This window comes from Acinetobacter sp. YH12208 (assembly GCF_013418055.1).
In the GTDB taxonomy this organism is placed as follows: domain Bacteria; phylum Pseudomonadota; class Gammaproteobacteria; order Pseudomonadales; family Moraxellaceae; genus Acinetobacter; species Acinetobacter pseudolwoffii.
The window spans coordinates 346596-372369 of sequence record NZ_VPCT01000001.1 but is presented as its reverse complement, the minus strand read 5'-3'; the positions used below and the strand labels follow the sequence as shown (position 1 = coordinate 372369).

Sequence of the window (25774 nt, the reverse complement as noted above, 5' to 3'; positions counted from 1 at the left end):
ATGATGATTTTAAGCGCTTAGACTTCACGTACGCCAGTTAAATCCACAGAAGCTGCATCGATATTCACATCGATGTAATTCCCTTCTTTCATGGCACTGTCACTACGTTTTTGCTGTAGATCATCCAGATACTGCGCATCAATACCACCCGCGACATAAACGCCGTCAAATACCGAACAGTCAAAATCTTTCAGATCTGGCACTTTGGTGGTTCGAACTGCATCTTTTAAATCTTCCAGATCCTGGAACACCAAACGGTCTGCACCAATAATTTCACGAATTTCTTCGACGCTACGATCTGAGGCAATTAGCTCTGATTTTGCCGGCATATCGATACCGTACACGTTTGGATATTTCACCATCGGTGCTGCGGAAGCAAAGAAGACTTTTTTCGCACCAGAATCACGTGCCATCTGGATAATTTCATTACAGGTCGTACCACGCACAATCGAGTCATCGACCAATAGTACGTTTTTACCCTTAAATTCAAGCTCAACCGGGTTCAGTTTTTGACGTACCGATTTTTTACGTAGTTGCTGACCTGGCATAATAAAAGTACGACCGATATAACGGTTTTTCATGAAACCTTCACGGAATTTCACACCCAGCATATTGGCAAGTTCCAATGCAGAAGTACGTGAAGTATCCGGAATCGGAATCACCACATCGATATCATGCTCTTCACCCCACTCGCGCAGAATTTTTTGCGCCAGCTTCTCACCCATTTTCAGACGTGCTTTATACACCGAGATTCCATCAATAATGGCATCCGGACGGGCAAAATACACATATTCAAAAATACATGGACGATATTCAGGATTGCTCGCACATTGCTTGGTAAAGAAATTACCTTGTAAATCGATAAATACCGCTTCACCTGGCTGAATATCACGCTCAACTTTGAAGCCCAGCGCAGTAATCGCAACCGATTCAGAAGCTATGATATATTCCATGCCCTGTTCAGTTTCACGTGAACCGTAAATCAGTGGACGGATACCATTCGGATCACGGAAGCCCACCAGACCTTGTCCGGTAATCATTGCTACCACACCATAAGCGCCTTTACAACGCTCATGCACACGTGTTACCGCATGGAAAATATCTTCCGAAGTCGGCACCAATTTGCCATGTTTTTGCAATTCATGCGCTAGCACGTTTAGCAGCACTTCTGAATCAGAATCCGTGTTCATATGACGCAAGTCAGTTTTGAACAGGTCATCGTGAATTTCTTCGGCATTGGTCAAATTACCGTTATGCGCCAAGGTAATTCCATACGGCGAGTTCACATAAAATGGCTGTGCTTCTGCACTGCTCGATGAACCGGCTGTTGGATAACGCACATGACCAATCCCGTAATTTCCTTTCAAGGCACGCATATGACGGGTATGAAATACATCACGCACCATGCCATTGTCTTTGCGCAGGAATAAACGCCCTTCATCACATGTCACGATCCCAGCTGCATCTTGTCCACGATGTTGTAACATCGTTAATGCATCAAACAACATTTGGTTAACGGGTGATTTACCAGCTATACCAACTACTCCACACATAGCAACCTCGCAGACAAGCTAGGATTAATAAAAAGGATTATTTGTAGACTCATCTGCAGCTCCAGATTTGGACGATGTTTCAGATGATACAGCTGAAGGTTTCGATGTCCCTTCAGGCTTGATATGTTGTAGTGCGCCATTCGCGGCGTCTTTCGACATTTGAGTCGCCCAAGGCGCATAAGGCAATAAGGCTTGAATAAACTTGGACTGTTTCCAGTGCGGTGAGCTTTCTACCCATGGGCCAATGCCTTGCATGGTAATCAGTACAATCAGCAAGCCTTTCAGGCTACCAAAGACACCACCTGCCAGACGGTTAAGCGGACCCAGTTTAAGACTCTTTAAAATACGGTTTAAAAGCGCAGTGACGATCCAGGTCAGAACCACAATTAACAGGACGATAAAGGCGAAGGCTGCTATCTTTTGTACGACTGGATCTGTACTCAGAGCAACCATAGACGGCGCAAGTAGCGTTGAATATTTTGCCGCAACAATCAGGGCAAAGATCCATCCCACTAAGTTCGCAAAGGCTTTAATAAATCCTTGACGCAAACCGTTGAGCCCTCCAATGAGCAAGATAATCAGCAGAAAGATATCAATGGCATTCATAGGATTTAAAGTGCGTCTACACAATCTTTTACAAGTTCAGGTCCAGTATAGATGAGGCCACTATAAACTTGTACAAGGCTGGCACCTGCCTGTTTCTTGGCAACAGCATCTGCGCCTGAAAGAATACCACCCACACCAATCAAGGGAATTTGTCCTTTTAACACCTGAGCAAATGCAGCCAGACATGCGGTACTTTTCTCAAAGACTGGCGCGCCAGATAGACCACCTGCCTCCTCTGCATGCGCCAGACCTTCCACCCCTTCACGTGACAGTGTGGTATTGGTCACGATCAGACCATCAATCTTGAATTGCAGTAACTGCTTGGCAATAAAGGCAATATCGGTTTCGTCCAGATCAGGCGCTACTTTAAGGACCAAAGGTACATAATGCTGGTATTCCTGCGCCAATTCAAGCTGACGGTTTTTCAATGTTTCAAGCAGTTCGGTCAGTGCATCACCACTTTGTAAACTGCGCAGATTTTTGGTATTGGGAGAAGAAATATTGACGGTAATGTAAGACGCATAATTATAGACTTTTTCTAAACAGATAAGGTAATCATCTACTGCTTTTTCTACCGGAGTATCAGCGTTTTTACCGATATTGATGCCGAGAATGCCTTTAAATTTGGCAGCTTTGACATTTTCCACCAGCTGATCTACACCCTCATTATTAAAACCCATACGGTTAATAATAGCTTTGGCCTGCGGCAGACGGAACAAACGCGGATGAGGGTTGCCGGCTTGCGGTCGCGGCGTAATGGTACCAATTTCAATAAAACCAAAACCTTGACCAGCAAGGGCATCAATATAAGCACCATTTTTGTCTAAACCTGCCGCAAGCCCTACTGGATTGGGAAATTCGATTCCCATACAGGTTACAGGTTTTGCAGTAACATTTTGACGCATCAAGCCCATTTTATGGGATGATTTTAATAGTGATAGTGTCAGCTCATGTGCACGCTCTGGTGCTAAAGAAAACAACAAAGGGCGGGCTAGAGAATACAACATATCTAGAAAAGTCTACTGCTTTTTAAGTCGGCATATTATAGGCATAGGCTGACAAAAAAACCATGCTTTGCAAATCTTTATTTTTACCGTTTATTGCACGGTCGCGGTTAATTTAATCTGTCCTGCTTCATTATTTAGTTCCATTTTCTCAACACTTAGACCCATTTGTGCCAGTTGAGTCAGGAAGTTTGCCAAAACTGCATAATTTTCATGCATGACCGCCAATTGAATTTTTCCATCTATTTGCTGGGATGCAACCGAAAGACCTTGTTGCTGTGCCACCCGCTGTACTTTCTCTGCGGCATCCAGCTGCATGTCTCCAGCAGGTTTTATGGTGACTGCATTACTTTGCATCCAGACAATGGTATCTTTCAGCTGATTTAAACGTTTCTGCTGGGTGTCTGCTGCCTGATGCATATACCAGAGTGCTGAACTGACCGCAGCCACAACTACAAAAATAGTGGTAAAAATCACCAATACCCGTTCACGTGCCGAGAGACTGTCCAGATAATCACTCATTTTTTCAAAAGACTGATCCATGCGATTTTGTAGCGCTTCGATGGCTTTCATTATTGCACCCTCACCAGCCCAATGGCACCTGTTCCGCTGGCCTGAATATTCCCCAGCTCCACTTTAAAGCCTTGCTGACCCAATTGCTTGGTCAATGCATTTAGCGTATCTGATGAATTGGCCTTGAGCTCCATACTCAACACAGACGCATCATAATTGATCCGTTGTGCCACAATCTGGTTCTGCATCAAGACTGGTCCAATCCGACTAATCAGCTGTAATGCCTGTGTATCGGCGATCTGGCTTTGACGCAACTGCCCTTCAAACTGGCTTTTGATATTCTGCTCAGTGACCGGATAATTTTGCCCAAACCAGTACTTGAACTGATCAACGGCCTGTGCAGCGGTCTGATTTGCCACTTTTTTATATTGATACCAGCGCACCGCATCATAACTAAACTGTAAGACTAATATGCCCAGAAATACAGCTGCACATGCTTTCCAGTAACCGGAAATGGCACCTTCAGATTTAGCTTTGGGCAATACATTAAACGCATGTTGTTTGGGTTTTTTCAATACAGGAAGGACATACTGAAAAGATTCTAACTGCTCCTGTGTGACCAGTGCTTCTAGGCTACTTAACTGATCCTGATTCAGATTACTAACTTTATAATGCAAATCTTTGGGCTGATAATCCAGATACAGACTCAGATCATCCAGCGACTGGCCGATATATTCTGCCTCTCGTACCAACAAGCGCCCACCAATTTGGGTAATCACCCGCTGATTGGCTTCAGGAACTGGCAGTACCAAAAAGTCTGGCAGCAAAGCCGCCAGCTTGACGGGAATCAGGTTGAGAGAATACTGCAAGGTCTCGAGGGTCGAATTCGCAATCCCCATAATACTGACCTGATCAGGCTGCTGAAAATGATGCAGCACTTTCATGGCATCGACGGGCAGCACCACATATTCTTCAAGCAGATACTTGATGCCCTCATTGCCCATTTTTTTATATTGGCTCTTGGGCAAAGTCTGCTGCAAAATTTGCACATGACGGCTCGGGAAAAACACTACTGCTTCTTCGCCATGATGAGCCTGGATCTCCTGAATCAACTGCTCAAGTGTTTCCGCAGTATTCCAGAATTCCCCAGTTGACCATTGCCAAACCCCATTGGCCTCAGGCATCCATAAATACAACATCGATTGTGTACTACCGTTTTAATTGGTTTTTATAATGTAGGAATAAAACTTTTAACTGTTGTCGACAAACCCGCGGCAATGACTGGCTGCGCATAGATACGTGCTTCTGCCAATGCATAGGGATGAAAAGACTCCGCCAGCAAAATAGAAGAAATGTGCGCCACCACATTCATATGACACACCACGGCAATCGATTCATAAGGCAGTTGCGACAACCATTCAACCGCGACCTTGGCATCATCATCGGGTTTAATCGCATTACAGATCACCACCGGCACATCTTGAAAATACTGCTGCAGATGGGCCAGGGTTTCCTGCGCACGCAATAAGGGACTGACCACAAATACTTCAGGTTTAATCATATTTTTTAAGAACTGTGCAGTTTGCTCAGCCTGCTGATGACCACGCTCCGTCAATGGACGCTTGCTATCATTGCCATTGACTGGTGCAGCAGCCTCACCATGTCGCACTAAAGTCAGTTGCATTGGGTTTCCTTATTTTCTTTTGCCTGCATGATAACTGGCCAATATGACAATTCACATACAGTCCCTTTGTGTTATAGATCAGACTTGATGATGTGGCAAGACAAATTCCACATCACTGCGATGACCGTTTTTCATCAATGACAATGCAATGCTGAGTGGTGGTGCACCTTCAAAAATCACATCATACAAGGCAGAAGTAATTGGCATATAGACATCCAGTTCTTCGGAACGCGCCTTGACCTGTACGATGGTATTGATCCCTTCTGCAGTTTGACCCAGTTCAGTAGTAGCCTGCTCCAAAGTCTTGCCTTTGCCCAAGGCAAAACCAACCTGATAATTACGACTCAGCGGACTGCTACAAGTCGCAAATAAATCACCCACACCGGAAAGCCCGAGGAAAGTCAGCGGATTCGCGCCCAATTTTACCGCAAAACGGCTCATTTCGGCCAGTGCACGGGTCAGGATCATACTCTTGGTATTTTCACCCACGTTATACGCGGCTGCCATCCCCATCGCGACGGCATAGATATTTTTCAAGGCACCACCGAGTTCTACACCATGTACATCATCACTGGCAAAAACACGGAACAAGGCACTATGTAAGGCTTGCTGTACGGCATAACGTACCAGCTCAGATTCGCTGGCAATCACGGTTCCTGCCGGCTGACCTGCCACAATTTCCTTGGCGAGATTCGGCCCGGACAACACTCCATAAGGCACTTCTGGCAATACTTCCCGAATAATATCACTCATGAAGCTAAAAGTTTTGGCTTCAATCCCTTTGGTGAGTGAAATCACGGCTTGTGAGGTGATAAAAGGCTTGATTTGTTGCAGGACATCCCGAAAAGAATGACTTGGAATCGCGACTAAAATAATATCACGATCACGCACAGCCAGTTCCAGATCCGACACAGCCAGTAAGTTTTCTTCCAGCTGGAAATCGGGCAAATAACGTTTATTGATATGCGTGGCATTGATATCTGCCGCAACAGCTTCATCACGAATCCAGATCATGGTATTACAACCATTACGCACTGCGGTATTGGCCATTGCGGTACCAAAACTGCCCCCACCCAACACGGTGACTCTTAAAGCGGTCTTATGATCGACTGCAACCGGCTCGACCAGTGCTGAAAAATTTAATTCTGACATGTTATTTTTTAATACCCTGTTATACCGTGCAAATTAACCGTTCTGATTCCAATAACTTACAAAATTACTGGTCTGAATCTCTGCGCGTGCTGGAATTGCTTTTGCTGCAGTGCCAATATAAATAATACCCGAGACCAAATCATCTTTTGAAATTCCTAATGCCTGCTTAAACAGGCCAGACTCGACTACAGCACCACTGCGCCACATGGTCGAGAAACCCTGAATCTGGAGTGATAACAGAAAATTCTGTATGGCGGCGCCTGAACTGAGAATCTGTTCAAAATGTGGAACTTTAGGATGATCCTGCAAACGCGTTAAAGCCAACACCAATAGTGGCGCACGGAATGGATGATTCTTGACCCGTTCAATCTGTGCCGTTTCAGTTTCACCCAGATCGACCAGTGCCTGAGACAACAGCTCCCCAAATGCTTCACGCTGTGCATCAGGTATCACCACAAAGGTGGTGGGTTTCAACCGATGATGATCCGGTGCTGTCAATGCCGCCTGAAAAGCCAGCTCCAGCTGTTCTGCATTCGGTGCCGGTGCCAGCAAATGTCCTATTGATTGACGTTGGTGAATATTTTGATGAACGATGTCGACCACGGATTCCGTCATTGCTTTGTAGATCTATACTTAAAAACTGTTTTCAAGATTAGCATATTCCAGCTGTAATACTCTATAAACTTCACCGCGACTTAGCCGCAAAAATCACTAAAGAACATTACAATATTTTTATTTTAATCAATGAAATGCTTAGCTGAATTACTTTTTTAGCATAGAGTCACACTAAAAATTTCCAAACTTATACAACAGCTCCAAATTCTGTGCGCTTTACTATGCTCAAATAAGCTTAATTCTGTTTTCACCCGAGATTTTATCATGAAAAAAACAATTGCGATCAGCGGATTAGCAGCTTCAGCTCTACTTTTAACTGCCTGTGCTTCCAACCCAACCTCACTGGCAATTCAGAAAGAAAATAATCAGTTTGAGGTCACCGGATTAGGTAAAAATCAATTAACTGCCAAAAATAATGCCATTAATGCTGCCAGCAAAACCTGTGGTTCGAAAGCTACTGCGATTATTATCGATGAAAAGACGGGTTATAACGGGGCATTAAAAGGTGTCGTTGATGATCAGACTGGACAGATGATTCAGGCAGCAGCGACTGTTTTAGGTAATATCGCAGGCACCAATACTGGTTTAAACCAGAATGATGACTATCAAACCATTTTGACTTTCCGTTGTCAGGCCAAATAAGTCCAGATCACATGGTCATAAAAAAAACCGCTCTTGAAGAGCGGTTTTTTTAATCTGGATTAGCAATAACCTTCCAGACGAGTTAAAGGCAATTTCTGTCCAATCGCCTTCTCAATTTCTGGTAGATAGAACGCATCATCTTCGGCAAGGAAACTAATACTCACACCACGTGTTCCCGCACGGCCAGTACGTCCAATACGATGTACATAATCATCTGACTGTTCAGGTAAAGTGAAGTTCACCACATGTGAAACACCATCCACATGAATACCACGACCCGCAACATCTGTTGCAATCATAATGTTGTGCTTACCATTTTTGAACTGGTCTAGCATTTTTAGACGCTTGTCTTGAGCAATCTCACCAGACAGCATGACCACCTTATAACCATCACGTTTTAAATGATCATAAAGCTTACGCACCTGATCACGACGGTTGGCGAAAATCATCACCTTTTCAATCGGCTCATCACGCAAGATTTCTTGCAACAGTTTATATTTATCGGCCTTAGCCACCATATACACCCGTTGCTCGACATCGGCATTGGTTTTCTTTTCCGGTTCAATTTCAACTGTGACCGGTTCAAATAACCATTGCTGGGCCAAATTTAGTACATCATAGCTGAATGTTGCAGAGAACATTAAAGTCTGACGTTGCTCCTTACGCGGCGAAAAACGCACAATGCGTTTCACTGAAGGAATAAAGCCCATATCGAGTAGACGATCCGCTTCATCAATGACCAGAAATTCAATCTGATCCAGCCAGACTTCTTTTTGCTCGACAAAATCGATCAAACGACCGGGTGTCGCGACCATAATATCGACAGGTGCTTTATTTAGTTGATTCTTTTGCTTGTCAAAATCTACACCACCCAGCAAAGTCACGACATTGAGACCGGCATATTTGGCCAGATCCTGTGCATCGCTTTCAATTTGCAGTGCCAGTTCACGGGTCGGTGCCAAAATCAGGGCGCGCGGTTCACCACGATAACGCTGTTCCTGAATCGGATTATTTAATAGATCATTCATGATACTAATTAAAAAGGCCGCAGTTTTACCGGTACCTGTCTGTGCACGGCCAATGGCATCATGTCCTGCCAGCGTGAATTTTAAAACCTTCTGCTGGATAGGCGTCATGGTGGTAAAGCCTAAAGCATCAATCGCTTTTTTTAGATTGGGATGTAAATTTAAGGTTTCAAAACCAGATGACATAAAGCGGTGCTCTACTTGGGTAATCACTAAGATGGGGATAGTATAAACAAAAAACGCCCCAAGTTATATTGGAGCGTTTTCTTTTTAGCTTAATCCGAAGATTAGTCTAATGGTTGAACTTCTTCAGCTTGAAAGCCTTTTTGACCTTTAACAACACTGAATTCAACGCGTTGACCATCACGAAGTGAACGGTGGCCGTCACCTTGGATAGCACGGAAATGAACAAATACGTCATCACCGCCGTTACGTTGAATAAAGCCGAAGCCTTTAGTATCGTTAAACCACTTAACTACGCCTTGTTCGCGAGCAGCTGTCATAAGTTAATCCTCATTGAAACTAAAAGAAGGACCACCCGGTGTTGCAAACAGCAGAGCAAACAAGTTTGAAAATATTATTTTTAAGCTTGTAATCATTCTGTAAAACTATCAACAAAATCCCGGTTACATCCATTTATGTAATAGGGTGAAAAACAATCACTTTGTTTATTCAAAGTCCCAAATACGCAACGAGCTTAACATGGGTTTATCACAATTAATAGATTTTTTTTAGCATGTTCTGTTTGATTTAGTTATTTTTTTCATGAAAATTGTCAAAAGACTTTATATCTTCTTTTAGATCCTGATTTTTATTAAAGCAGTTTGGTTCTATACGCTTCTTTGTTACTATTTATTGTCATTTTTTTGCTATATGAATGAAACCCTAATGTCGCAAAATCCAGAGCAGTATTGTCTTATCGATGCCATGGGAAAACCCTGCCCGATGCCGCTTTTAATGTTAAAACGGGCACTAAAGGCCGGTAATCAGAAAACTTTCTTGCTCAAATCCTCTGATCCACATAGTCAGACGGATGTCAGCCGTTATTGCCAGATTCATCAACTCAAGCTTGAATCAAGAAAAGTTTCTGATTCAGAATTTCACTACTTGATTGAATCTTAAAAATTTTCAATTAAACTGTTTATCTTAGTTTCGTATACTTTTTTACATTTCTCTACCCAAATATCCATTATTTGCGGAGAGATTGGATTAAGATAAAACCTATGTTTAGGGTTATCCCGCACTTCAAGGAGAACACATGAGTGACAGCCGCAATCAGTTGATGCCCCTGTCATTATCGGCGCCAGGGGTCAACCTCGGTGCTTATATCAGCACTGTCAATCAGATTCCGATTTTAACGGCCGAACAAGAAAAAGAGTTGGCTGAACGCTATTACTATGACCAGGATTTAGATGCAGCAAAAATGCTGGTCATGTCACATTTGCGTTTTGTGGTGCATATTGCACGCAGTTATGCAGGTTATGGTCTGCCACAAGGCGACCTGATTCAGGAAGGCAACCTGGGTCTGATGAAAGCTGTAAAACGTTTTGACCCGAATATGGGCGTACGTTTGGTGTCATTTGCTGTGCACTGGATTAAGGCGGAAATTCATGAATATGTGATCCGTAACTGGCGTATTGTTAAAATCGCCACCACCAAAGCGCAACGTAAACTGTTTTTTAATCTGCGTAGCCTGAAAAAATCATCGAAAAAGTTGACCCTCGCAGAAGCACAGTCGATTGCCAATGATTTAAATGTCACACCAGAACAAGTTCTGGAGATGGAAGGCCGTTTGACGGCATATGATGCTGCTTTTGATGCTTCCGGCGATGACGATGATGAAGGTTCAACTTATGTTGCACCGGCTTTATATCTTGAAGATAACCGTTATGATCCGGCCCGTCTGATTGAAAATGAGGATTATGAGGAACAAAGTACTTCTGCTCTGCACGAAGCCATGGATCAGCTCGATGATCGTTCACGTAATATCTTGCAGCGCCGCTGGCTAGATGACGAGAAATCAACCCTGCATGAGCTGGCCGCCGAATATAACGTTTCCGCGGAACGTATTCGTCAGCTGGAAAAAAATGCCATGGAAAAAATTAAAGTGGCGATGTCCTCCAATTAATACCAAATTCTGTTATTGATTTAATCTGAAAAAGCCTTCTTTGATGAAGGCTTTTTTATGTCCGAATTTTGAATTTATGCTAAGGTTGAGCGCAAACTTTATCAGGAAGATCAATTCAAATGTGGATTGCGATTTCAGCACTCAACTTGGCGCTTGCCGTGATGCTCGGTGCCTTTGGTGCACATGGTTTAAAAGCGCGCGCGACTGAAGCCCAGCTCGGCTGGTGGCAAACGGCAACGGATTATTTTTTCTATCATGCCTTAGGTTTGCTTATTCTGGCCTTGCTCGCGAAAGTCATTCCGACACTCCCGATTCAATGGAGTTTTTGGCTAATTCAGGTCGGTATTTTATTATTTTCTGGTTCACTGTATATCATGGCCTTGGGTTTACCACGTGGATTAGGCGCAATTACGCCAATTGGTGGTGCTTTAATGATTGCAGGATGGTTAATTCTGGCTTGGAATGCTTTAAAATACGCCAGATAAGTCTGAAAATCACTTAATCATGGAGGGTAGCTAGAATGATGATTTATATCAATGGCGAACAACAGGAAACTCACTGCAAGAATCTGCTGGAACTGATTCAGAGTATGGCGCTTGAGGGTAAGCGTTTTGCAGTTGAAGTCAATGAAATGATTATTCCTAAAAGCAAATTAGGCGATACGCCGATTTGCGATACAGACAAAATAGAAATTATTCACGCGGTCGGTGGCGGCTAATACTCGGGACAATTATGCAAGATTTATTACAGATTGGTTCACGCCAATTCCAGTCTCGCCTTTTGGTAGGCACAGGCAAATATAAAGATTTAAATGAAACTCAGCAAGCCATTCAAACCAGTGGCGCAGAGATTGTTACTGTCGCGATTCGTCGGGTCAATATTGGACAGCATCCAGATCAGCCGAATCTGCTGTCAGTCATTCCTCCGGAAAAATATACCATTTTGCCAAATACCGCAGGTTGTTTCGATGCCAATAGTGCCGTTCGCACCTGTATGCTGGCACGCGAACTCCTTGATGGCCATAATCTGGTCAAGCTTGAAGTTTTAGGCGATGAAAAGACCTTATATCCGAATGTGACCGAAACCCTGAAAGCTGCACGTACCTTGATTGACGATGGCTTTGAGATCATGGTCTATACTTCGGATGATCCAATCGTGGCGCAAGAACTGGAAAGCATGGGCTGTGTGGCAATTATGCCTTTGGGCAGCCTGATTGGTTCGGGCTTGGGAATTCTCAATCCACATACCCTGTCGATTATTAAAGAAAATGCCAAAGTGCCTGTACTGGTCGATGCCGGTGTTGGTACTGCAAGTGATGCCGCAATTGCGATGGAACTGGGCTGTGATGGTGTACTGATGAATACGGCGATTGCGGCTGCACAGAATCCGGTACTCATGGCCTCAGCCATGAAAAAAGCAGTCGAAGCTGGCCGTGAAGCTTTTCTGGCCGGCCGTATGCCACGCAAACGTATGGCCAATGCCAGCTCGCCGGAAACTGGTTATTTCTTTAAATAAATCTCATCGTAGTCAAAGGATTGTATGATTCTTTGACTATCATTTAGCTTTTACTCATCCTAAATTATCTATTTTTATAAATCAGCTCGACGGATTCAAGCTTTAATAAAGCATCAGGAAAAAGCAGCTCCCCCTGCAAGCCTGGCAATTCAATCTTGCTCCAGACCAGTTTATTACGTAAAGACAATGGAAGTTTCTCTGCAATAATCGTAGTGCAATAACGATGCGTCTCACCTCTTGATCCTAAAATAAATTGCTCTCCTACCTGCCTTGTCACGGCCCTAGCAATATCTTTTCTTTTATATGGCTCTAAACTGCTTTCTCTATAAACTGCCCACTTTTTTGCTCGTTTTGAGTCAATAAAATCACTGATATCTGATTGAATCACTTGATTTACATGTGAGGGATCATCATCTGTGGTCGCATGCACCACCAAAATATTCGGTTGAGTTTCTGCAATCACGCCAATATGTGAGTATTCACTCCCACTCAGTTTTTTGATTAAAAAACTTTCGTAACCCACCCCTTCCCGAACAATCCAATCACCCACTTGAAATGCGTGCTCGGGCATATAAATCTGTTTATCTTGCTTTATAGTATCTTGGGGGGGAAACCCAATAAAAAGGCAGATTAGAATAACTAATCTGCCCAAAATCAAACTAAACCGATTATAAATCAACTTTCCATTTATCTTCATTTTTGATAAGTTTTACTCGATCTGTTACAGAATTAGAGCCTTCATTTTTAAAGCTGACTCCGATAGTCACCCGTCCTTTTCCATTTGCTTCATCGATATTTTTGTCTACCACACTAATTTCTTTGACTCCGCCTTTACGTTCAGCTTGCTCTTTAGCCTTTGCCGCGCCAGCTTTTATTTTGCCTTGAATCATTTCTTCAGAACCTGCTTGGGCTTTAACATTTTCAGGTATATAAATATAAGAGAGCATTTTTTCTGAATCGCCTTTATAGGCTGCTGTAACATATTCTTGAGCTACATTTTCTGGATTTTTAACACTACTACATGCAACCAGCATTCCCGTTAAACCGAAACTTAATACTAAATTCAGTATTCTCTTCATCTTATTTATTCCAATAGCAATTATTAAATGAAAGTCAAAAAAAAAGCATAATAATTATGCTTTTTTTTAAATTTTATGGAATTAGACCTTCATCTCGCATTGCAATCTGTACAGACTGACGCTCTGCGACTTTATTGCGGATATGAATAATATTCTTATACGGACTTAAATCATGCTCAATATGATTCGACCAATTGGTCAACACAAACAGATAAGCATCGGCTGGGCCAAAGTTATCATCAACCAGATAGTCATTGTCTGATTCAGCAATCGCTTTGTCGATATAACTTAATAGACGATCGACTTCTGCATAGGCTTTTTTCTTTTCATCATCGGATAACTTGCCACCAAAGAACACCGCATAAGCATCATGCAATTCTGAATTGAGATAACCCAGCCATTCCAGAACTTTGGCACGTCCCATACCAGATGGCGGAATCAGATCTTGTTTTGGATCGTGTTGAGCCAGAAAAGGTAAAATGGCTACGTTTTCTGTCAGGATCAGACCAGGATTAATTTCTAAGGCTGGTACATAGCCTTTAGGATTAATTTCGTAATAATCCGTACCTTTCTCTGTTTTATGTGTTTTTAAATCAACACGTTCCAAATCAAAATCGACATTAATTTCATTTAAAATAATATGAGCTGCCAGTGAGCATGCACCCGGCGAATAGTAAAGCTTCATTTCTGATCCTTGTTATACACTTCTCTATGTTTTAAATCGCTTCTGTCAAACTTTCAAGTGATCAAACCTGTAAATTGCAAAAAAGCGTAACTGCCCCTCAGGACATTTACTCATTCAATATTCAGGAAATTAACGGCTTTTTCAAGCCCATCTCTGTAGATTTTTGACCGCATCTGTTTAAGATACCCAGGTTTTCCAAATTTAGATGATATTTCGTGATTAGCCTTAAAAAAGAAGAATGGTTTTCCAATGTCCGGACTGATGTACTCGCAGGTTTGGTGGTTGGACTGGCCTTAATTCCCGAGTCGATCGCCTTCTCTGCAATTGCTGGCGTCGATCCGCAGGTCGGTCTCTATGCTTCGTTTTGTATTGCTGTGACGATTGCTTTTTTTGGCGGCCGCCCTGCCATGATCTCAGCGGCTACGGGTGCGATGGCACTGCTGATGATTACGCTGGTAAAAGACCATGGACTGCAATATCTGCTGGTAGCGACTATTCTGACCGGAATTATTCAGGTCATTGCCGGTTATTTTAAAGTGGCCAAGTTGATGCGCTTTGTTTCGCAAGCTGTGGTGTATGGATTTTTGAATGCATTGGCAATTCTGATTTTTGTCGCACAGCTTCCCGAGATGCAAAAAATGGATGGGATGGGCTATCTGTTTATTGCCATGGGTCTGACGATTATCTATCTATTTCCTTATCTGCCTAAAATTGGTAAAGCCATTCCTTCTCCGCTAATTTGCATCATCGTGCTGAGTGGACTGGCGCTGTTCTTGGGTGCAGATATGCGAACCGTGAGTGATCTGGGGCAATTTCCGGACACCTTACCAGTGTTCCTGCTGCCGGAGATTCCGCTCAACCTGGAAACCCTACAAATTGTACTGCCTTATTCATTGACGCTGGCGACTGTCGGTTTGCTGGAAAGCATGATGACCACGACTGTAATTGATGAAGTCACCGGAACTGAAGGTGACCGCCATCAGGAATGTCGTGGTCAGGGTATGGCCAATATTGTCAGTGGTTTTATGGGTGGCATGGCCGGTTGTGCCATGATCGGTCAATCGATTATTAATGTGTCTTCCGGTGCACGAACCCGTTTATCAACGCTGATTGCCGGTGTATTTTTGCTGTGCCTGGTGGTGTTTCTGAAAGACTGGCTGGCTTATATTCCGATGGCGGCTTTGGTGGCGATTATGGTGATGGTCGCCTTTACCACTTTCCAGTGGGGTTCAGTCAAACAATTCAATAAACATCCGCTGGAATTTAATGTGGTTATGATTGCGGTGGTGCTGGTGGTTTTAGCCACCCATAATCTGGCACTGGGTGTATTTGTTGGCGTGCTGCTTTCTGCTCTGTTCTTTATCAATAAACTGGAAAGAACCGTACATGTCTATACGCATTTGAATTCGGCTCATTCACGCAGCTACTTTATTTCTGGACAGATTTTCTTTAGCAGTTCAGAGAAGTTCTATCAGTTCTTTGATTTTAAAGAAAAGCTTGCACATGTCGAGCTGGATCTGACCCATGCGCATATTTGGGATGTGACCTCAGTCAATATGCTGAATAACGTGATTCAGAAGTTCAAAGCCCAAGGTATAGAGGTGACCGTGATTGGTTTAAATGAAGCCAGCAGCACCTTGATTGACCGTTTTAGTAGCTGAGGCATGATGATTAATAAAAGAGCCTCGCTTGGCTCTTTTATTGTATCTGGAAGATCTTGCCGATTTTTATGGAGAAATACCGAGAAAAGTTTGACTTGCTCGGCTCAGGACTTAAAATACCGCATTCTGAATTTTTAGATTTGCCAAAGTTATGTCGAACGATCAATTAGACCAGCAAGTCGTGGAGCTGGACAATTTAAGCGAGCACCGTGAAATCGTGACGTTTATGCGCCGCTCAATGCCGCTGAACACCTCTCAACGTACTGCGCTTGAACAATATGGTCACTTAATTTTGGAATATCCGGTGGGCGATTTACGTCAACACTTTGAACATCCGGAGCGTCCTTTAACGGTAGAAATCGGTTTTGGTATGGGTCGTTCTCTGGTGCTGATGGCCAAGGCCAATCCCGAGCGTAATTTTGTCGGGATTGAAGTTCATGTACCAGGCATTGCGCAGTGTGTCTATGAAGCAGGTATGGCCGGCGTAACCAACTTACGTGTACTGGATGCTGATGCGATTCAAGTGCTGCGTGAAATGCCGGACAATAGTATCAATACGGTTCAGCTTTACTTCCCTGATCCATGGCAGAAAAAACGTCATTTTAAACGCCGTTTTGTTTCACATGAACGTATGCCACTGGTTGAGCAAAAGCTGGAGCTGGGCGGCACCTTCCATGCTGCAACGGATTGGGAACCATATGCAGAATGGATGCTTGAAGTTCTGGAAGAACGTCCACGTCTGGAAAACCTCGCAGGTAAAGGCAACAGCTATCCTCGTCCTGACTGGCGTCCACAAACCAAGTTTGAGCGTCGCGGCATTGAAGCCGGTCACAAGATTAATGACTTTATCTTTAAGAAAATTTCTTAATCTAAGACTCAAAAAAGCGCTGATTATTCAGCGCTTTTTTATAGAGAAAATTTGTCTTTGAACCCTGCTCTGTAGATAAATCATTAGCTTCTTCATTTTTGATGACACGTGAGAATCTGCTGGCTCAACAACTGATAGACATTTTGCAAATCTTCCCGCTGCATATGAACGAGCATCTGCTGATGCATATTCAGGATATTTTGATCACCACGCATGGCGGGGCCAGTCTGCATCTGCCTTGGATCATTTTCTGTGGCTTTATGGGCAGTTTCTAGTATTAAGGGATACAGCAGACTGAAATCGACCTGCTCGGCCTCGACAATCTGTTTGGCCATATCATAACAATAATTACTGAAATTACAGGCAAATACTGCGGCCAGATGCAAACTTAAGCGTTGTTCAGAGCTATAGTGATAGACTCTATTGCTTAGGCTATTTGCTAGATCATGCAGTTTTTCTTGATCTTCAGCATTATCCGCTTCAATAAATAAAGGCGTATTTGACCAGTCGATGTCACGCTCCAGACTAAAAGTCTGTAAAGGATAAAATACGCCTGAACGTGGGTGAACATCCTGCAAAACGTTTAAGTGGGTACTGCCAGAAGTATGTACGATCAACACATCAGGAAGATAGGCATGTACCTGCTCGATGACAGATCGAATGAATTGGTCACTGACGGCAATGATTAAAAGATCAATTTCGGAATGCAGTAATTCAGGAGCGTTGATCGCCTGAGCCTTAAATTTAGATGCCAGCTGTTCTGCCTTGGCAAAACTGCGGCTATAGATTTGTACAAGCTCATGCTGTCCATTTAAGCCTTGGGCAAGATGAAAGGCAACTCGACCTGCCCCAATAATACTAATCCGCATCTGCTGATCTTCCTGAATAATTGCGCACAGCATGCCAATAAAAAAAGGACGAAGCAATTCGTCCTTTTGTGTAAATCAGATTTTAAAATTTACGTAAGGTTAAAATCTGCTCACTGCGACCAAAAGGCCCATGAAGATCATGTAAAATTCCACTGGTTAAACCAATGCCATCTTCACCATATTGCTGTAGCACTTCTAGTCCTAGCCATGTGCCTTTAGGTAAACGATGCAAATGAATCTGCAAGTCCAGATTTGGAAAGCCCCATCCCGCATTTGGATCCTGACGCGGCACCACGCCATTGGCTGTATCCACCATTCCCATCAAGCGGCTAAAGTCGCTGGTCGTCTGACCTTCTACCATTTCCAGGGCATTCGATAACCAGACAATACCTTTGCCCGCACGATGATCGACATGGGCACGGGTATTAATACTTTGAATATAACCACCTGGCCAGCAGCGCATCCCTTCCCACACCGGCAGGTCTTCAGGGTGCTGAACCGGAAAATCTTCCAGACCAGCGATCGCACGGGTATCCGAAGTCATCATTTTCCAGGCACGTGCCACAATACAGGTTTTCCCGTTGGCACACATTTCTGCTTCAATAAGTTCGATGGTTTTACCCGGACGAATCATGCGCGTAGTAATGGAAAATTCACCAAAAGCAATCAGTCCAAAGATATCCAGACTCACCCGGCCAATGCGCATCTCTGCACGTGGCTGAAACTGTTCCAGTTCTGCACAAATAATGCCAGTCGCGGGCGCCATATGCTGCTCATGCGGATTCCATGCACCTTGCGCATGAATATTAGATTCATAATAAGCAGTGCTGCTGCCATCGGCATGCTGTTCGCGGTTGATGAAACGATAGTAGGCTGACATTGTTTTTACACTTCCTTGAATCTTATATTTAAATTTCTAGTTAACTGTTTCAGTTAGCTATGCTTATTTCTGTATAAAAAAACCATAATAATTCATGATTTGACAGTAAATTTTGCTATGTTTAAATCCGACTTTGGTTAAAAGCGCTGCTAAATCTTGGGCAGAGATTAAATGAAAATCCTGCTGTAATCGTTCAATCATTTTTTCGCTTTGTTGAATACTGAGTCCTGTCTGCTGTGCCATTTTTTGCAAGATTTTTAATTCAGTTTCATTTTCAGGTTGCATCAAGTCATAGGTTAACAGGATTCCATCAGTCTTAAGACTATCGGATATATCCTGAAAAAATTCAGTTTTATTTTCTGATGGAATAAAATGTGCCACCAAAATTGCTAGAGCCGCATCAAACTGATTATCTTGATTTAAGCTTTGTGTATCTGTCTGAATAAAACGAATCCGCTGCGATCCCAGGCCTAACCCAATATTTTTCTGCGCCTGTTCCAGCATAGTCGCCGATGGATCAATTGCAGTAAATGTCCAGTTTGGGTGGCGTTGCAACAGATAAGATAGCTCATAGCCTGTCCCGCAACCAACGACCAATATATGGGCAATTTCGGGTAAATGAGTGGTTAGGATGGCATCAATTTGCTGATGTACCAGTTCATAGCCGGGAATCAGTTTACGGATGTGCTCATCATAATTAGCGACGACGAGTTCACTATGAAAGTTTTTTGCCATATTTTCACTTTACCTCACACCATTCAACAGACTAAAGAGCATTCGGTTTATCAGTTATTACAATATTGATAAAGATTCCATCTAAAGGTTTTAAATTTTCGACCATTATCCTAAATCTAATCACATGACAGGCGACATGAATGTCGCCATTTTGCTGAAGGGACATGGATGTCCCTTCAGCAAAATAAAGGGCTTTTGTTTACTTTTAGCCCATCGAAAGTCAAAGCATGGCCTACACGTTAAAATTAAAATCTTTCTTTCTAAGTGAGGCTGTGCAGATCTTTCGCTTTTTCTTAATAGTTTCTCTTCAACTTTTTTAATGATAAAAAAGTTGAAGAATTCACCAATCTCAAAAACTAAACAATACTTAAGCTATTTCCTTTAAGTTCAACTCTTCACGCATAAATTCACGTAATTTAAACTTCTGCGCCTTACCGGAAGCTGTCATCGGGAACTCATGGAAGAAACGCACATAGCGCGGCACTTTATTGTGTGAGATATGCTCGGCACAATACTGGCGAATAGTTTCTTCAGTACACGGATCGTTTTCATGCAAAATGATGCAGGCACAGAGTTCTTCACCATACTTATGATCTGGCACACCAATCACCTGAACATCTGAAACCGCAGGATGGGTATAAAGGAAGTCTTCAATTTCTTTGGGGAACAGGTTTTCACCGCCACGAATGACGACATCCTTGATTCGCCCCTTGATTTTGACAAAGCCTTCATCATCCATTTCAGCAATATCACCCGTATGCATCCAGCGCGCATTATCAATTACTTCTGCAGTTTTATCCTGATCTTCCCAATAACCGAGCATCACCGAATAACCACGCACACAGAGTTCACCGAGTTGTCCGCGCGGCACCACCTTGCCATCTTCATCGACAATTTTCACTTCCAGATGCGGATGTACCCGGCCGACTGTCGTAACACGCTGTTCAATGGAGTCTGCGGTAGAGCTTTGCGCACTGACCGGTGCGGTTTCAGTCATGCCATAGCAAATGGTGATATCTGACATATGCATCCGCTCAATCACACGCTGCATGATTTCCTGTGGACATGGACTGCCGGCCATAATGCCGGTACGTAAACTGCTCAGATCAAATTCATCAAACTGTTCATGCTCAAGAATGGCAATAAACATGGTCGGCACCCCATAAGCCGCGGTACATTTTTCCTGCTGAATGGCTTTCAAGGTTTCCAGCGGATTAAATACAGCTGATGGATAGATCATGGCAGAACCATGCGTAATACAGGCCAGATTACCCATCACCATACCAAAGCAGTGAAATAAAGGAACTGAAATACAGACGCGGTCTTCTGGACCTAAATGAATCGCTTCACCGACAAAGTACCCGTTATTTAAAATATTATTATGGGTCAGCATGGTGCCTTTCGGATTACCCGTAGTGCCCGAAGTAAACTGGATATTAATCGTTTCATCGAACTGCAATTCACTGGAGATCTGTTGCAGTTGTTCCAGCTCTTGGGCGCTTGGCGAGCTTAGTAAATCCTGAAAACGGTGGATACCGGTATGCTGCTGATCATCAATTTTAATCACATGCTTTAAATGCGGCAAGCGCTCTGCATTGAGGAATTTACTTTCAGTCTGCATCAGCTCAGGTGCAATTTTAGTCAGAATTTCCTGATAGTCAGTGGTTTTAAACTGCGCTGCAATCACCAGTCCCTTACAGGAGACCTTGTTTAAGACATATTCCAGTTCATTACTTTTATAAGCTGGATTCAAGTTCACCAGAATAATTCCCGCCTTAAATGCAGCAAACTGGGTAATGGTCCATTCCACACAGTTCGGCGACCAGATGGCCAGACGGTCACCTTTTTTCAGGCCCAGTTTTTGCAAACTACAGGCAAAAGCATTCACTTGCTGCTGCAACTGCTGATAGCTCAGACGCACATTCTGGTGCAAGCTGACGATTGCATCAGAATGTGCATACTGTTCGCATGCCTGATCAAATTTTTCGCCAATTGTCATGCCCAATAAGGGTTGGCTGCTTGTTCCGTAGGCATAGCTTAACCGTACTTGTGTCATTGAATCGATCTCCTTGATTCTTTGTAATTCTGATTTTCAACTCTATTAATTGTTTTTGACCACGACAACCCTGTCTTCCTGCCTGTTTTTTGTGTTTTATGCTCCTGCTACTCCCTCCTGTCGACGTACTGCGTTGACACAAAAATCGGCAATCTGTTTGACAAAGTGATCCTTATAATTTTGATCAAACCTGATATTCCGAGATGGATTCAAAGGTTCAATTACCACAAAGGTCATGGAACCAACCACACCCAGCGCTGCGGTATTTAAATCTTCAAATTCAAACTCGCCATTGACTTTTCCTTCAGCCAAAATTTCCTTAATGCTTTGCTTGATTAGCTGTTTACTGTGAAAACGCTCATGTTCCATTTCCGGATCGACCGGTTCGAACATCAGCGAATACGCCAACTGTGGGCTGTTCATGGCTCGCTTCACAAAAGTTGTAACAGATTTTTGCAATTTCTGTTTTGGCGATAAATCCGAGGCAGCAATGTGATTTAAAATCTCAATCTCAAGCCGAATTGCTTCTGACAAAACCTGAATCAAAATCTGATTCTTGTTTTCGAAATATCGATATACCAAGCCTGTAGAAACGCCTGCACGTTCTGCAATCGCCTGAATCGACGCCTCTTTAAAGCCCCCTTGAGTAATCAGCTCACGAGCAGATTGCAAGATCGCCAAGCGATTTTGCTCCATTCGTTCCTGCATCAATGATGATCTTTTATAACTCATAAAATTAATCTCAACAAGATAAAATGAATTGTAAATCATTTTGTGAATATTGATTCACTTTTTTAAATTTTCGATGTATGTTAAATAACAAGCACAACAAAAATGCTTTTTTGGATACAACAAATAGAACCACAGGATGGATGAAGAATGAATTTACAAAGCTTGGATTTCGGTTTGGACGAAACACTTATTGCACTTCGTGATTCAGTGGCTGCATTTTGCGCCAAGGAAATTGCTCCAATTGCTCAACAAGTGGACCGTGACAATGAATTCCCTGCTCACCTTTGGAAAAAATTTGGCGAGATGGGCCTGCTCGGTCTGACGGTCAGTGAGGAATATGGCGGTTCAAATTTCGGTTATCTGGCGCACATCATTGCCATGCAGGAAATTTCCCGTGCTTCAGCATCGATTGGTTTGTCCTATGGCGCACATTCTAACCTATGTGTAAACCAGATTAAGCGTAATGGCAGCGAAGAACAAAAGCAGCGCTATCTGCCCAAACTGGTATCTGGTGATTATGTCGGTGCCTTGGCCATGTCCGAACCCAATGCCGGATCCGATGTGGTCAGCATGAAACTCAAAGCGGAAGACAAAGGTGATCATTACCTGCTGAATGGTTCGAAAATGTGGATCACCAATGGCGGCGATGCCGATGTACTGGTGGTCTACGCAAAAACCGATTTACAAGCCGGTGCCAAAGGCATGACCGCTTTTCTGGTTGAAAAAAATATGCCGGGGTTTAGTCACGGTACGCACCTAGACAAACTCGGCATGCGTGGCTCAAACACTTATCCACTATTTTTTGACAATGTCGCAGTGCCAAAAGAAAACGTGCTCGGCGGTGTCGGCAATGGCACCAAAGTGCTGATGAGCGGTCTGGACTATGAACGTGCTGTTTTAAGTGCAGGCCCACTCGGCATTATGGATGCCTGTATGGATACCGTGATTCCGTATATTCATGATCGTAAACAGTTTGGTCAGGCGCTGGGTGAATTCCAGTTGATGCAGGGCAAAATTGCTGACATGTATTCCACCTGGCTGGCCTGTAAAGCCCTGGTCTATGCAGTTGGCGCAGAATGTGACAAGGCAGAGCATAGCCGTAGCCTGCGTAAAGATGCCGCCAGTGCGATTTTATATGCAGCTGAAAAAGCCACCTGGATGGCGGGCGAAACCATTCAAACCTTGGGTGGCAACGGTTATATCAACGAGTTTGCTGCGGGACGTCTATGGCGCGATGCCAAACTGTATGAAATTGGCGCAGGCACCTCAGAAATTCGCCGCATGCTGATTGGCCGCGAACTGTTTAATGAAACTGCCTAAAAAATAAATCACAAGAATAGACAAGGATGTTCGGCATGAATCAATTAAAGAGCAAAATTAATATTCGCAGCGACGAATTTAAAAACAACCAGACGGCGATGCAAAATCTGGTCGAAGACCTGAAACAGAAAGTCCAAAAAATTGCCTTGGGTGGGGGTGAAACTGCCCGTCAAAAACATTTGGATCGCGGTAAATTACTAGCCAGAGAACGTATTGATCATCTGATTGATCCTGGCACGGCATTTATTGAAATTGGACAACTGGCTGCCTATCAGGTCTATCAGGACGATGTGCCTGCTGCGGGCGTGGTCGCTGGCGTTGGTCAGGTCAATGGCGTAACCTGCATGATCATTGCCAATGATGCGACTGTTAAAGGGGGCACTTATTATCCACTGACCGTAAAAAAACATTTGCGTGCTCAGGAAATTGCCGAGCAGAATCATTTGACCTGTATTTATCTGGTCGATTCTGGCGGTGCCTATTTGCCGCTACAAGATGAAGTCTTCCCGGATCGTGATCACTTCGGACGTATTTTCTATAATCAGGCGCGTATGTCGAGCCAAGGCATTGCCCAGATTGCCGTGGTAATGGGCAGTTGTACGGCGGGTGGTGCCTATGTGCCTGCCATGTCGGATGAAACTATTATTGTACGCAATCAGGGAACCATTTTCCTCGGTGGCCCGCCACTGGTCAAAGCTGCAACCGGTGAAGTTGTTTCCAGTGAAGACCTTGGTGGTGGTGATGTGCATACCCGCCTCTCCGGTGTAGCCGATCATCTGGCTGAAAATGACCAGCATGCCCTGGAAATTGCCCGCAATATTGTGGCCAATTTAAATAAAAAACCAAATCCGTTGCCTGAACATGTGGAAGCGCCTTTGTTTGATGCTTCAGAGCTATACGGTATCGTGCCAACAGATTCGCGTAAACCTTTTGATGTCCGTGAAGTGATTGCCCGGATTGTCGATGGTTCGCGTTTTGATGAATTCAAGGCTCGATTTGGTACTACCTTGATTACCGGATTTGCCAGCCTATACGGTATGCCAGTCGGGATTATTGCCAATAACGGCATTCTGTTTTCCGAGTCAGCACAAAAAGGTGCACATTTTATTGAGCTGTGCTGTCAGCGCAATATTCCCCTGCTATTTATCCAGAATATCACTGGCTTTATGGTTGGCCGCCAGTATGAAAATGAAGGCATTGCCAAAAATGGCGCCAAACTGGTGATGGCTGTGGCCAATGCCAATGTGCCTAAACTGACCATGGTGATTGGCGGCTCATTTGGTGCCGGCAACTATGGTATGTGTGGCCGCGCGTATTCACCACGCTTTATGTGGACTTGGCCAAACTCACGTATTTCAGTGATGGGCGGTGAACAGGCCTCCAGCGTATTGTCGACCTTAAAACGTGATCAGATTGAAGTCAAAGGCGCTAACTGGTCTGCGGAAGAAGAAGATCAGTTTAAACAGCCAATTCGTGATCAGTACGAACGCCAAGGTCATCCTTATTATGCCTCTGCACGTTTATGGGATGACGGTGTCATTGACCCTGCCCAATCTCGTGAAGTGTTAGGTCTTAGTTTAGCTGCGGCACTGAATGCGCCAATCCAGCCGACCAAGTTTGGCGTGTTCCGCATGTAAGAGGTGAAAAAAATGACATATCAATTTTTACAGCTCGAACAGCAAAATCAAGTGGCAACTGTCTGGATTAATCGCGCTGAACTGCACAATGCCTTTAATACTCAGGTCATTGAAGAATTGTATCGCTGCTTCCAATCTTTAAATAGCCGTGATGATGTACGTGTGGTGATTCTGGCAGGGCGCGGCAAAAGCTTTTCGGCTGGTGCCGATCTGAACTGGATGAAACAGGCCGGTCAGGCTTCTCAAGCAGACAACGAAGCAGATGCATTAAAACTGGCGAAAATGCTGCAAAGCCTAGCGACTTTAAAGCAGCCAACCATCGCCCGGGTGCATGGCATTGCTTTTGGCGGTGGTATGGGTCTGGCATCAGCTTGTGATATTTGCGTGGCCAGTACCGATGCCAAGTTTGCGACGTCGGAAGTACGCCTAGGTCTGGCGCCTTCGACCATCAGCCCGTATGTGATTCGTGCGATTGGTGCGCGTCAGGCTTCACGTTACTTCCTGACTGCCGAGCGAATTTCTGCGGAACAGGCCAAAACCATTGGACTGGCGCATGAAGTCACTCCACCGGAACATTTAGATAGCAAAATTGATGAAATTGTGGAAGCCCTGTTACTCGGTGGCCCTGCTGCACAAAATTCCTCAAAACAACTGATTCAACTGGTCGACCAACAGGTTTTGACCGAAGATTTACTGCTCAAGACTGCACAGCATATTGCCTATATTCGCCAGGGAGATGAGGCGAAAAATGGACTAAATGCATTTTTAAACAAACAAAGCCCGGCCTGGATCAAGACCACGGCATAACAACAAGA

29 protein-coding genes are annotated in these 25774 nt (G+C 43.8%); 11 read left to right on the top strand and 18 right to left on the bottom strand.

Going from position 1 to position 25774, the window contains the following annotated elements; all coding sequences use genetic code 11:
• Positions 1-17 precede the first annotated feature (17 nt).
• The 8 genes from purF to FTU95_RS01690 form a co-directional block, all read right to left on the bottom strand.
• Positions 18-1553 (bottom strand): amidophosphoribosyltransferase, encoded by a 1536-nt coding sequence (gene purF, locus FTU95_RS01725; protein ID WP_005096582.1) that lies wholly within the window; start codon positions 1551-1553, stop codon positions 18-20.
• Between the two features lie 24 nt (positions 1554-1577).
• Positions 1578-2159: a CvpA family protein gene (locus tag FTU95_RS01720; protein ID WP_005096581.1), complete on the bottom strand. Its 582-nt coding sequence runs from the start codon at positions 2157-2159 to the stop codon at positions 1578-1580.
• Positions 2160-2164: 5 nt separating this feature from the next.
• Positions 2165-3166: a quinone-dependent dihydroorotate dehydrogenase gene (locus tag FTU95_RS01715; protein ID WP_159137930.1), complete on the bottom strand. Its 1002-nt coding sequence runs from the start codon at positions 3164-3166 to the stop codon at positions 2165-2167.
• Positions 3167-3256: 90 nt separating this feature from the next.
• Complete coding sequence (gene gspM, locus FTU95_RS01710; RefSeq protein WP_100329785.1) at positions 3257-3736, bottom strand: type II secretion system protein GspM; 480 nt, start codon at positions 3734-3736, stop codon at positions 3257-3259.
• A complete protein-coding gene (gene gspL, locus FTU95_RS01705; RefSeq protein ID WP_100329786.1) occupies positions 3736-4875 on the bottom strand; it encodes a type II secretion system protein GspL in 1140 nt (379 codons plus the stop codon). The genes gspM and gspL overlap by 1 nt, the downstream gene beginning before the upstream one ends.
• Positions 4876-4904: 29 nt before the next feature.
• Entirely contained in the window at positions 4905-5360 is a 456-nt protein-coding gene (sixA, locus tag FTU95_RS01700) for a phosphohistidine phosphatase SixA (protein ID WP_180077335.1), read from the bottom strand.
• Between the two features lie 78 nt (positions 5361-5438).
• Positions 5439-6512: an NAD(P)H-dependent glycerol-3-phosphate dehydrogenase gene (locus tag FTU95_RS01695; protein ID WP_074382969.1), complete on the bottom strand. Its 1074-nt coding sequence runs from the start codon at positions 6510-6512 to the stop codon at positions 5439-5441.
• A gap of 33 nt (positions 6513-6545) precedes the next feature.
• Complete coding sequence (locus FTU95_RS01690; protein WP_005096574.1) at positions 6546-7127, bottom strand: nitroreductase family protein; 582 nt, start codon at positions 7125-7127, stop codon at positions 6546-6548.
• 264 nt (positions 7128-7391) lie between these two features.
• On the opposite strand from FTU95_RS01690, the gene FTU95_RS01685 reads away from it, so the two are divergent.
• Entirely contained in the window at positions 7392-7769 is a 378-nt protein-coding gene (locus tag FTU95_RS01685; protein ID WP_005171568.1) for a hypothetical protein, read from the top strand.
• 59 nt (positions 7770-7828) lie between these two features.
• On the opposite strand, the gene rhlB is transcribed toward FTU95_RS01685, so the two are convergent.
• Complete coding sequence (rhlB, locus tag FTU95_RS01680; RefSeq protein WP_005096570.1) at positions 7829-8980, bottom strand: ATP-dependent RNA helicase RhlB; 1152 nt, start codon at positions 8978-8980, stop codon at positions 7829-7831.
• 101 nt (positions 8981-9081) lie between these two features.
• A complete protein-coding gene (locus tag FTU95_RS01675) occupies positions 9082-9297 on the bottom strand; it encodes a cold-shock protein (RefSeq protein ID WP_004280099.1) in 216 nt (71 codons plus the stop codon).
• Between the two features lie 385 nt (positions 9298-9682).
• On the opposite strand from FTU95_RS01675, the gene FTU95_RS01670 reads away from it, so the two are divergent.
• From FTU95_RS01670 to FTU95_RS01650, 5 genes are all read left to right on the top strand, one after another.
• The gene (locus tag FTU95_RS01670; RefSeq protein ID WP_227523618.1) at positions 9683-9916 is read left to right on the top strand and encodes a sulfurtransferase TusA family protein; all 234 of its coding nucleotides are present in this window, start codon (positions 9683-9685) and stop codon (positions 9914-9916) included.
• 136 nt (positions 9917-10052) lie between these two features.
• Positions 10053-10922 carry an RNA polymerase sigma factor RpoH gene (rpoH, locus tag FTU95_RS01665; protein WP_005096567.1) on the top strand — a complete coding sequence of 290 codons (870 nt, stop codon included), beginning with the start codon at positions 10053-10055 and terminating at the stop codon, positions 10920-10922.
• 119 nt (positions 10923-11041) lie between these two features.
• Positions 11042-11407 (top strand): DUF423 domain-containing protein, encoded by a 366-nt coding sequence (locus FTU95_RS01660; protein WP_005096565.1) that lies wholly within the window; start codon positions 11042-11044, stop codon positions 11405-11407.
• A 35-nt stretch (positions 11408-11442) separates the two neighbouring features.
• Positions 11443-11640: a sulfur carrier protein ThiS gene (gene thiS, locus FTU95_RS01655; protein WP_100329788.1), complete on the top strand. Its 198-nt coding sequence runs from the start codon at positions 11443-11445 to the stop codon at positions 11638-11640.
• Positions 11641-11654: 14 nt separating this feature from the next.
• Complete coding sequence (locus FTU95_RS01650; RefSeq protein ID WP_100329789.1) at positions 11655-12437, top strand: thiazole synthase; 783 nt, start codon at positions 11655-11657, stop codon at positions 12435-12437.
• A gap of 64 nt (positions 12438-12501) precedes the next feature.
• Here the strand turns inward: FTU95_RS01650 and FTU95_RS01645 are convergent, their stop codons facing one another.
• The 3 genes from FTU95_RS01645 to FTU95_RS01635 form a co-directional block, all read right to left on the bottom strand.
• The gene (locus tag FTU95_RS01645) at positions 12502-13008 is read right to left on the bottom strand and encodes a YiiX/YebB-like N1pC/P60 family cysteine hydrolase (protein ID WP_157797502.1); all 507 of its coding nucleotides are present in this window, start codon (positions 13006-13008) and stop codon (positions 12502-12504) included.
• Positions 13009-13105: 97 nt separating this feature from the next.
• Positions 13106-13516 (bottom strand): DUF4878 domain-containing protein, encoded by a 411-nt coding sequence (locus tag FTU95_RS01640; RefSeq protein WP_100329791.1) that lies wholly within the window; start codon positions 13514-13516, stop codon positions 13106-13108.
• Between the two features lie 73 nt (positions 13517-13589).
• Positions 13590-14201, bottom strand: a complete 612-nt coding sequence (locus tag FTU95_RS01635) for a glutathione binding-like protein (RefSeq protein ID WP_005171574.1) — start codon at positions 14199-14201, stop codon at positions 13590-13592.
• Positions 14202-14416: 215 nt separating this feature from the next.
• Between FTU95_RS01635 and FTU95_RS01630 the strand changes: the two genes are divergently transcribed.
• Both FTU95_RS01630 and trmB read left to right on the top strand, forming a co-directional pair.
• Complete coding sequence (locus FTU95_RS01630; protein ID WP_180077333.1) at positions 14417-15862, top strand: SulP family inorganic anion transporter; 1446 nt, start codon at positions 14417-14419, stop codon at positions 15860-15862.
• A 151-nt stretch (positions 15863-16013) separates the two neighbouring features.
• On the top strand, positions 16014-16730 hold the full coding sequence (gene trmB, locus FTU95_RS01625) for a tRNA (guanosine(46)-N7)-methyltransferase TrmB (RefSeq protein WP_100355085.1): 717 nt from the start codon (positions 16014-16016) through the stop codon (positions 16728-16730).
• 92 nt (positions 16731-16822) lie between these two features.
• Here trmB and FTU95_RS01620 read toward each other — a convergent pair whose 3' ends face one another.
• The 5 genes from FTU95_RS01620 to FTU95_RS01600 form a co-directional block, all read right to left on the bottom strand.
• Entirely contained in the window at positions 16823-17599 is a 777-nt protein-coding gene (locus tag FTU95_RS01620) for a Rossmann-like and DUF2520 domain-containing protein (protein ID WP_180077463.1), read from the bottom strand.
• A gap of 82 nt (positions 17600-17681) precedes the next feature.
• Positions 17682-18479 (bottom strand): thioesterase family protein, encoded by a 798-nt coding sequence (locus tag FTU95_RS01615; protein ID WP_005096553.1) that lies wholly within the window; start codon positions 18477-18479, stop codon positions 17682-17684.
• Positions 18480-18542: 63 nt separating this feature from the next.
• Entirely contained in the window at positions 18543-19214 is a 672-nt protein-coding gene (locus tag FTU95_RS01610; protein ID WP_180077331.1) for a class I SAM-dependent methyltransferase, read from the bottom strand.
• Between the two features lie 367 nt (positions 19215-19581).
• Positions 19582-21270, bottom strand: a complete 1689-nt coding sequence (locus FTU95_RS01605) for an AMP-binding protein (protein WP_180077329.1) — start codon at positions 21268-21270, stop codon at positions 19582-19584.
• A 96-nt stretch (positions 21271-21366) separates the two neighbouring features.
• A complete protein-coding gene (locus FTU95_RS01600; protein WP_035337915.1) occupies positions 21367-22002 on the bottom strand; it encodes a TetR/AcrR family transcriptional regulator in 636 nt (211 codons plus the stop codon).
• 147 nt (positions 22003-22149) lie between these two features.
• On the opposite strand from FTU95_RS01600, the gene FTU95_RS01595 reads away from it, so the two are divergent.
• The 3 genes from FTU95_RS01595 to FTU95_RS01585 are packed head-to-tail and all read left to right on the top strand — an operon-like array spanning position 22150 to position 25766.
• A complete protein-coding gene (locus FTU95_RS01595) occupies positions 22150-23322 on the top strand; it encodes an isovaleryl-CoA dehydrogenase (RefSeq protein ID WP_005096545.1) in 1173 nt (390 codons plus the stop codon).
• Positions 23323-23357: 35 nt separating this feature from the next.
• Positions 23358-24959: a carboxyl transferase domain-containing protein gene (locus tag FTU95_RS01590; RefSeq protein WP_100535526.1), complete on the top strand. Its 1602-nt coding sequence runs from the start codon at positions 23358-23360 to the stop codon at positions 24957-24959.
• A 12-nt stretch (positions 24960-24971) separates the two neighbouring features.
• Complete coding sequence (locus FTU95_RS01585) at positions 24972-25766, top strand: enoyl-CoA hydratase/isomerase family protein (RefSeq protein ID WP_180077327.1); 795 nt, start codon at positions 24972-24974, stop codon at positions 25764-25766.
• The last annotated feature ends 8 nt before the right edge of the window (positions 25767-25774 follow it).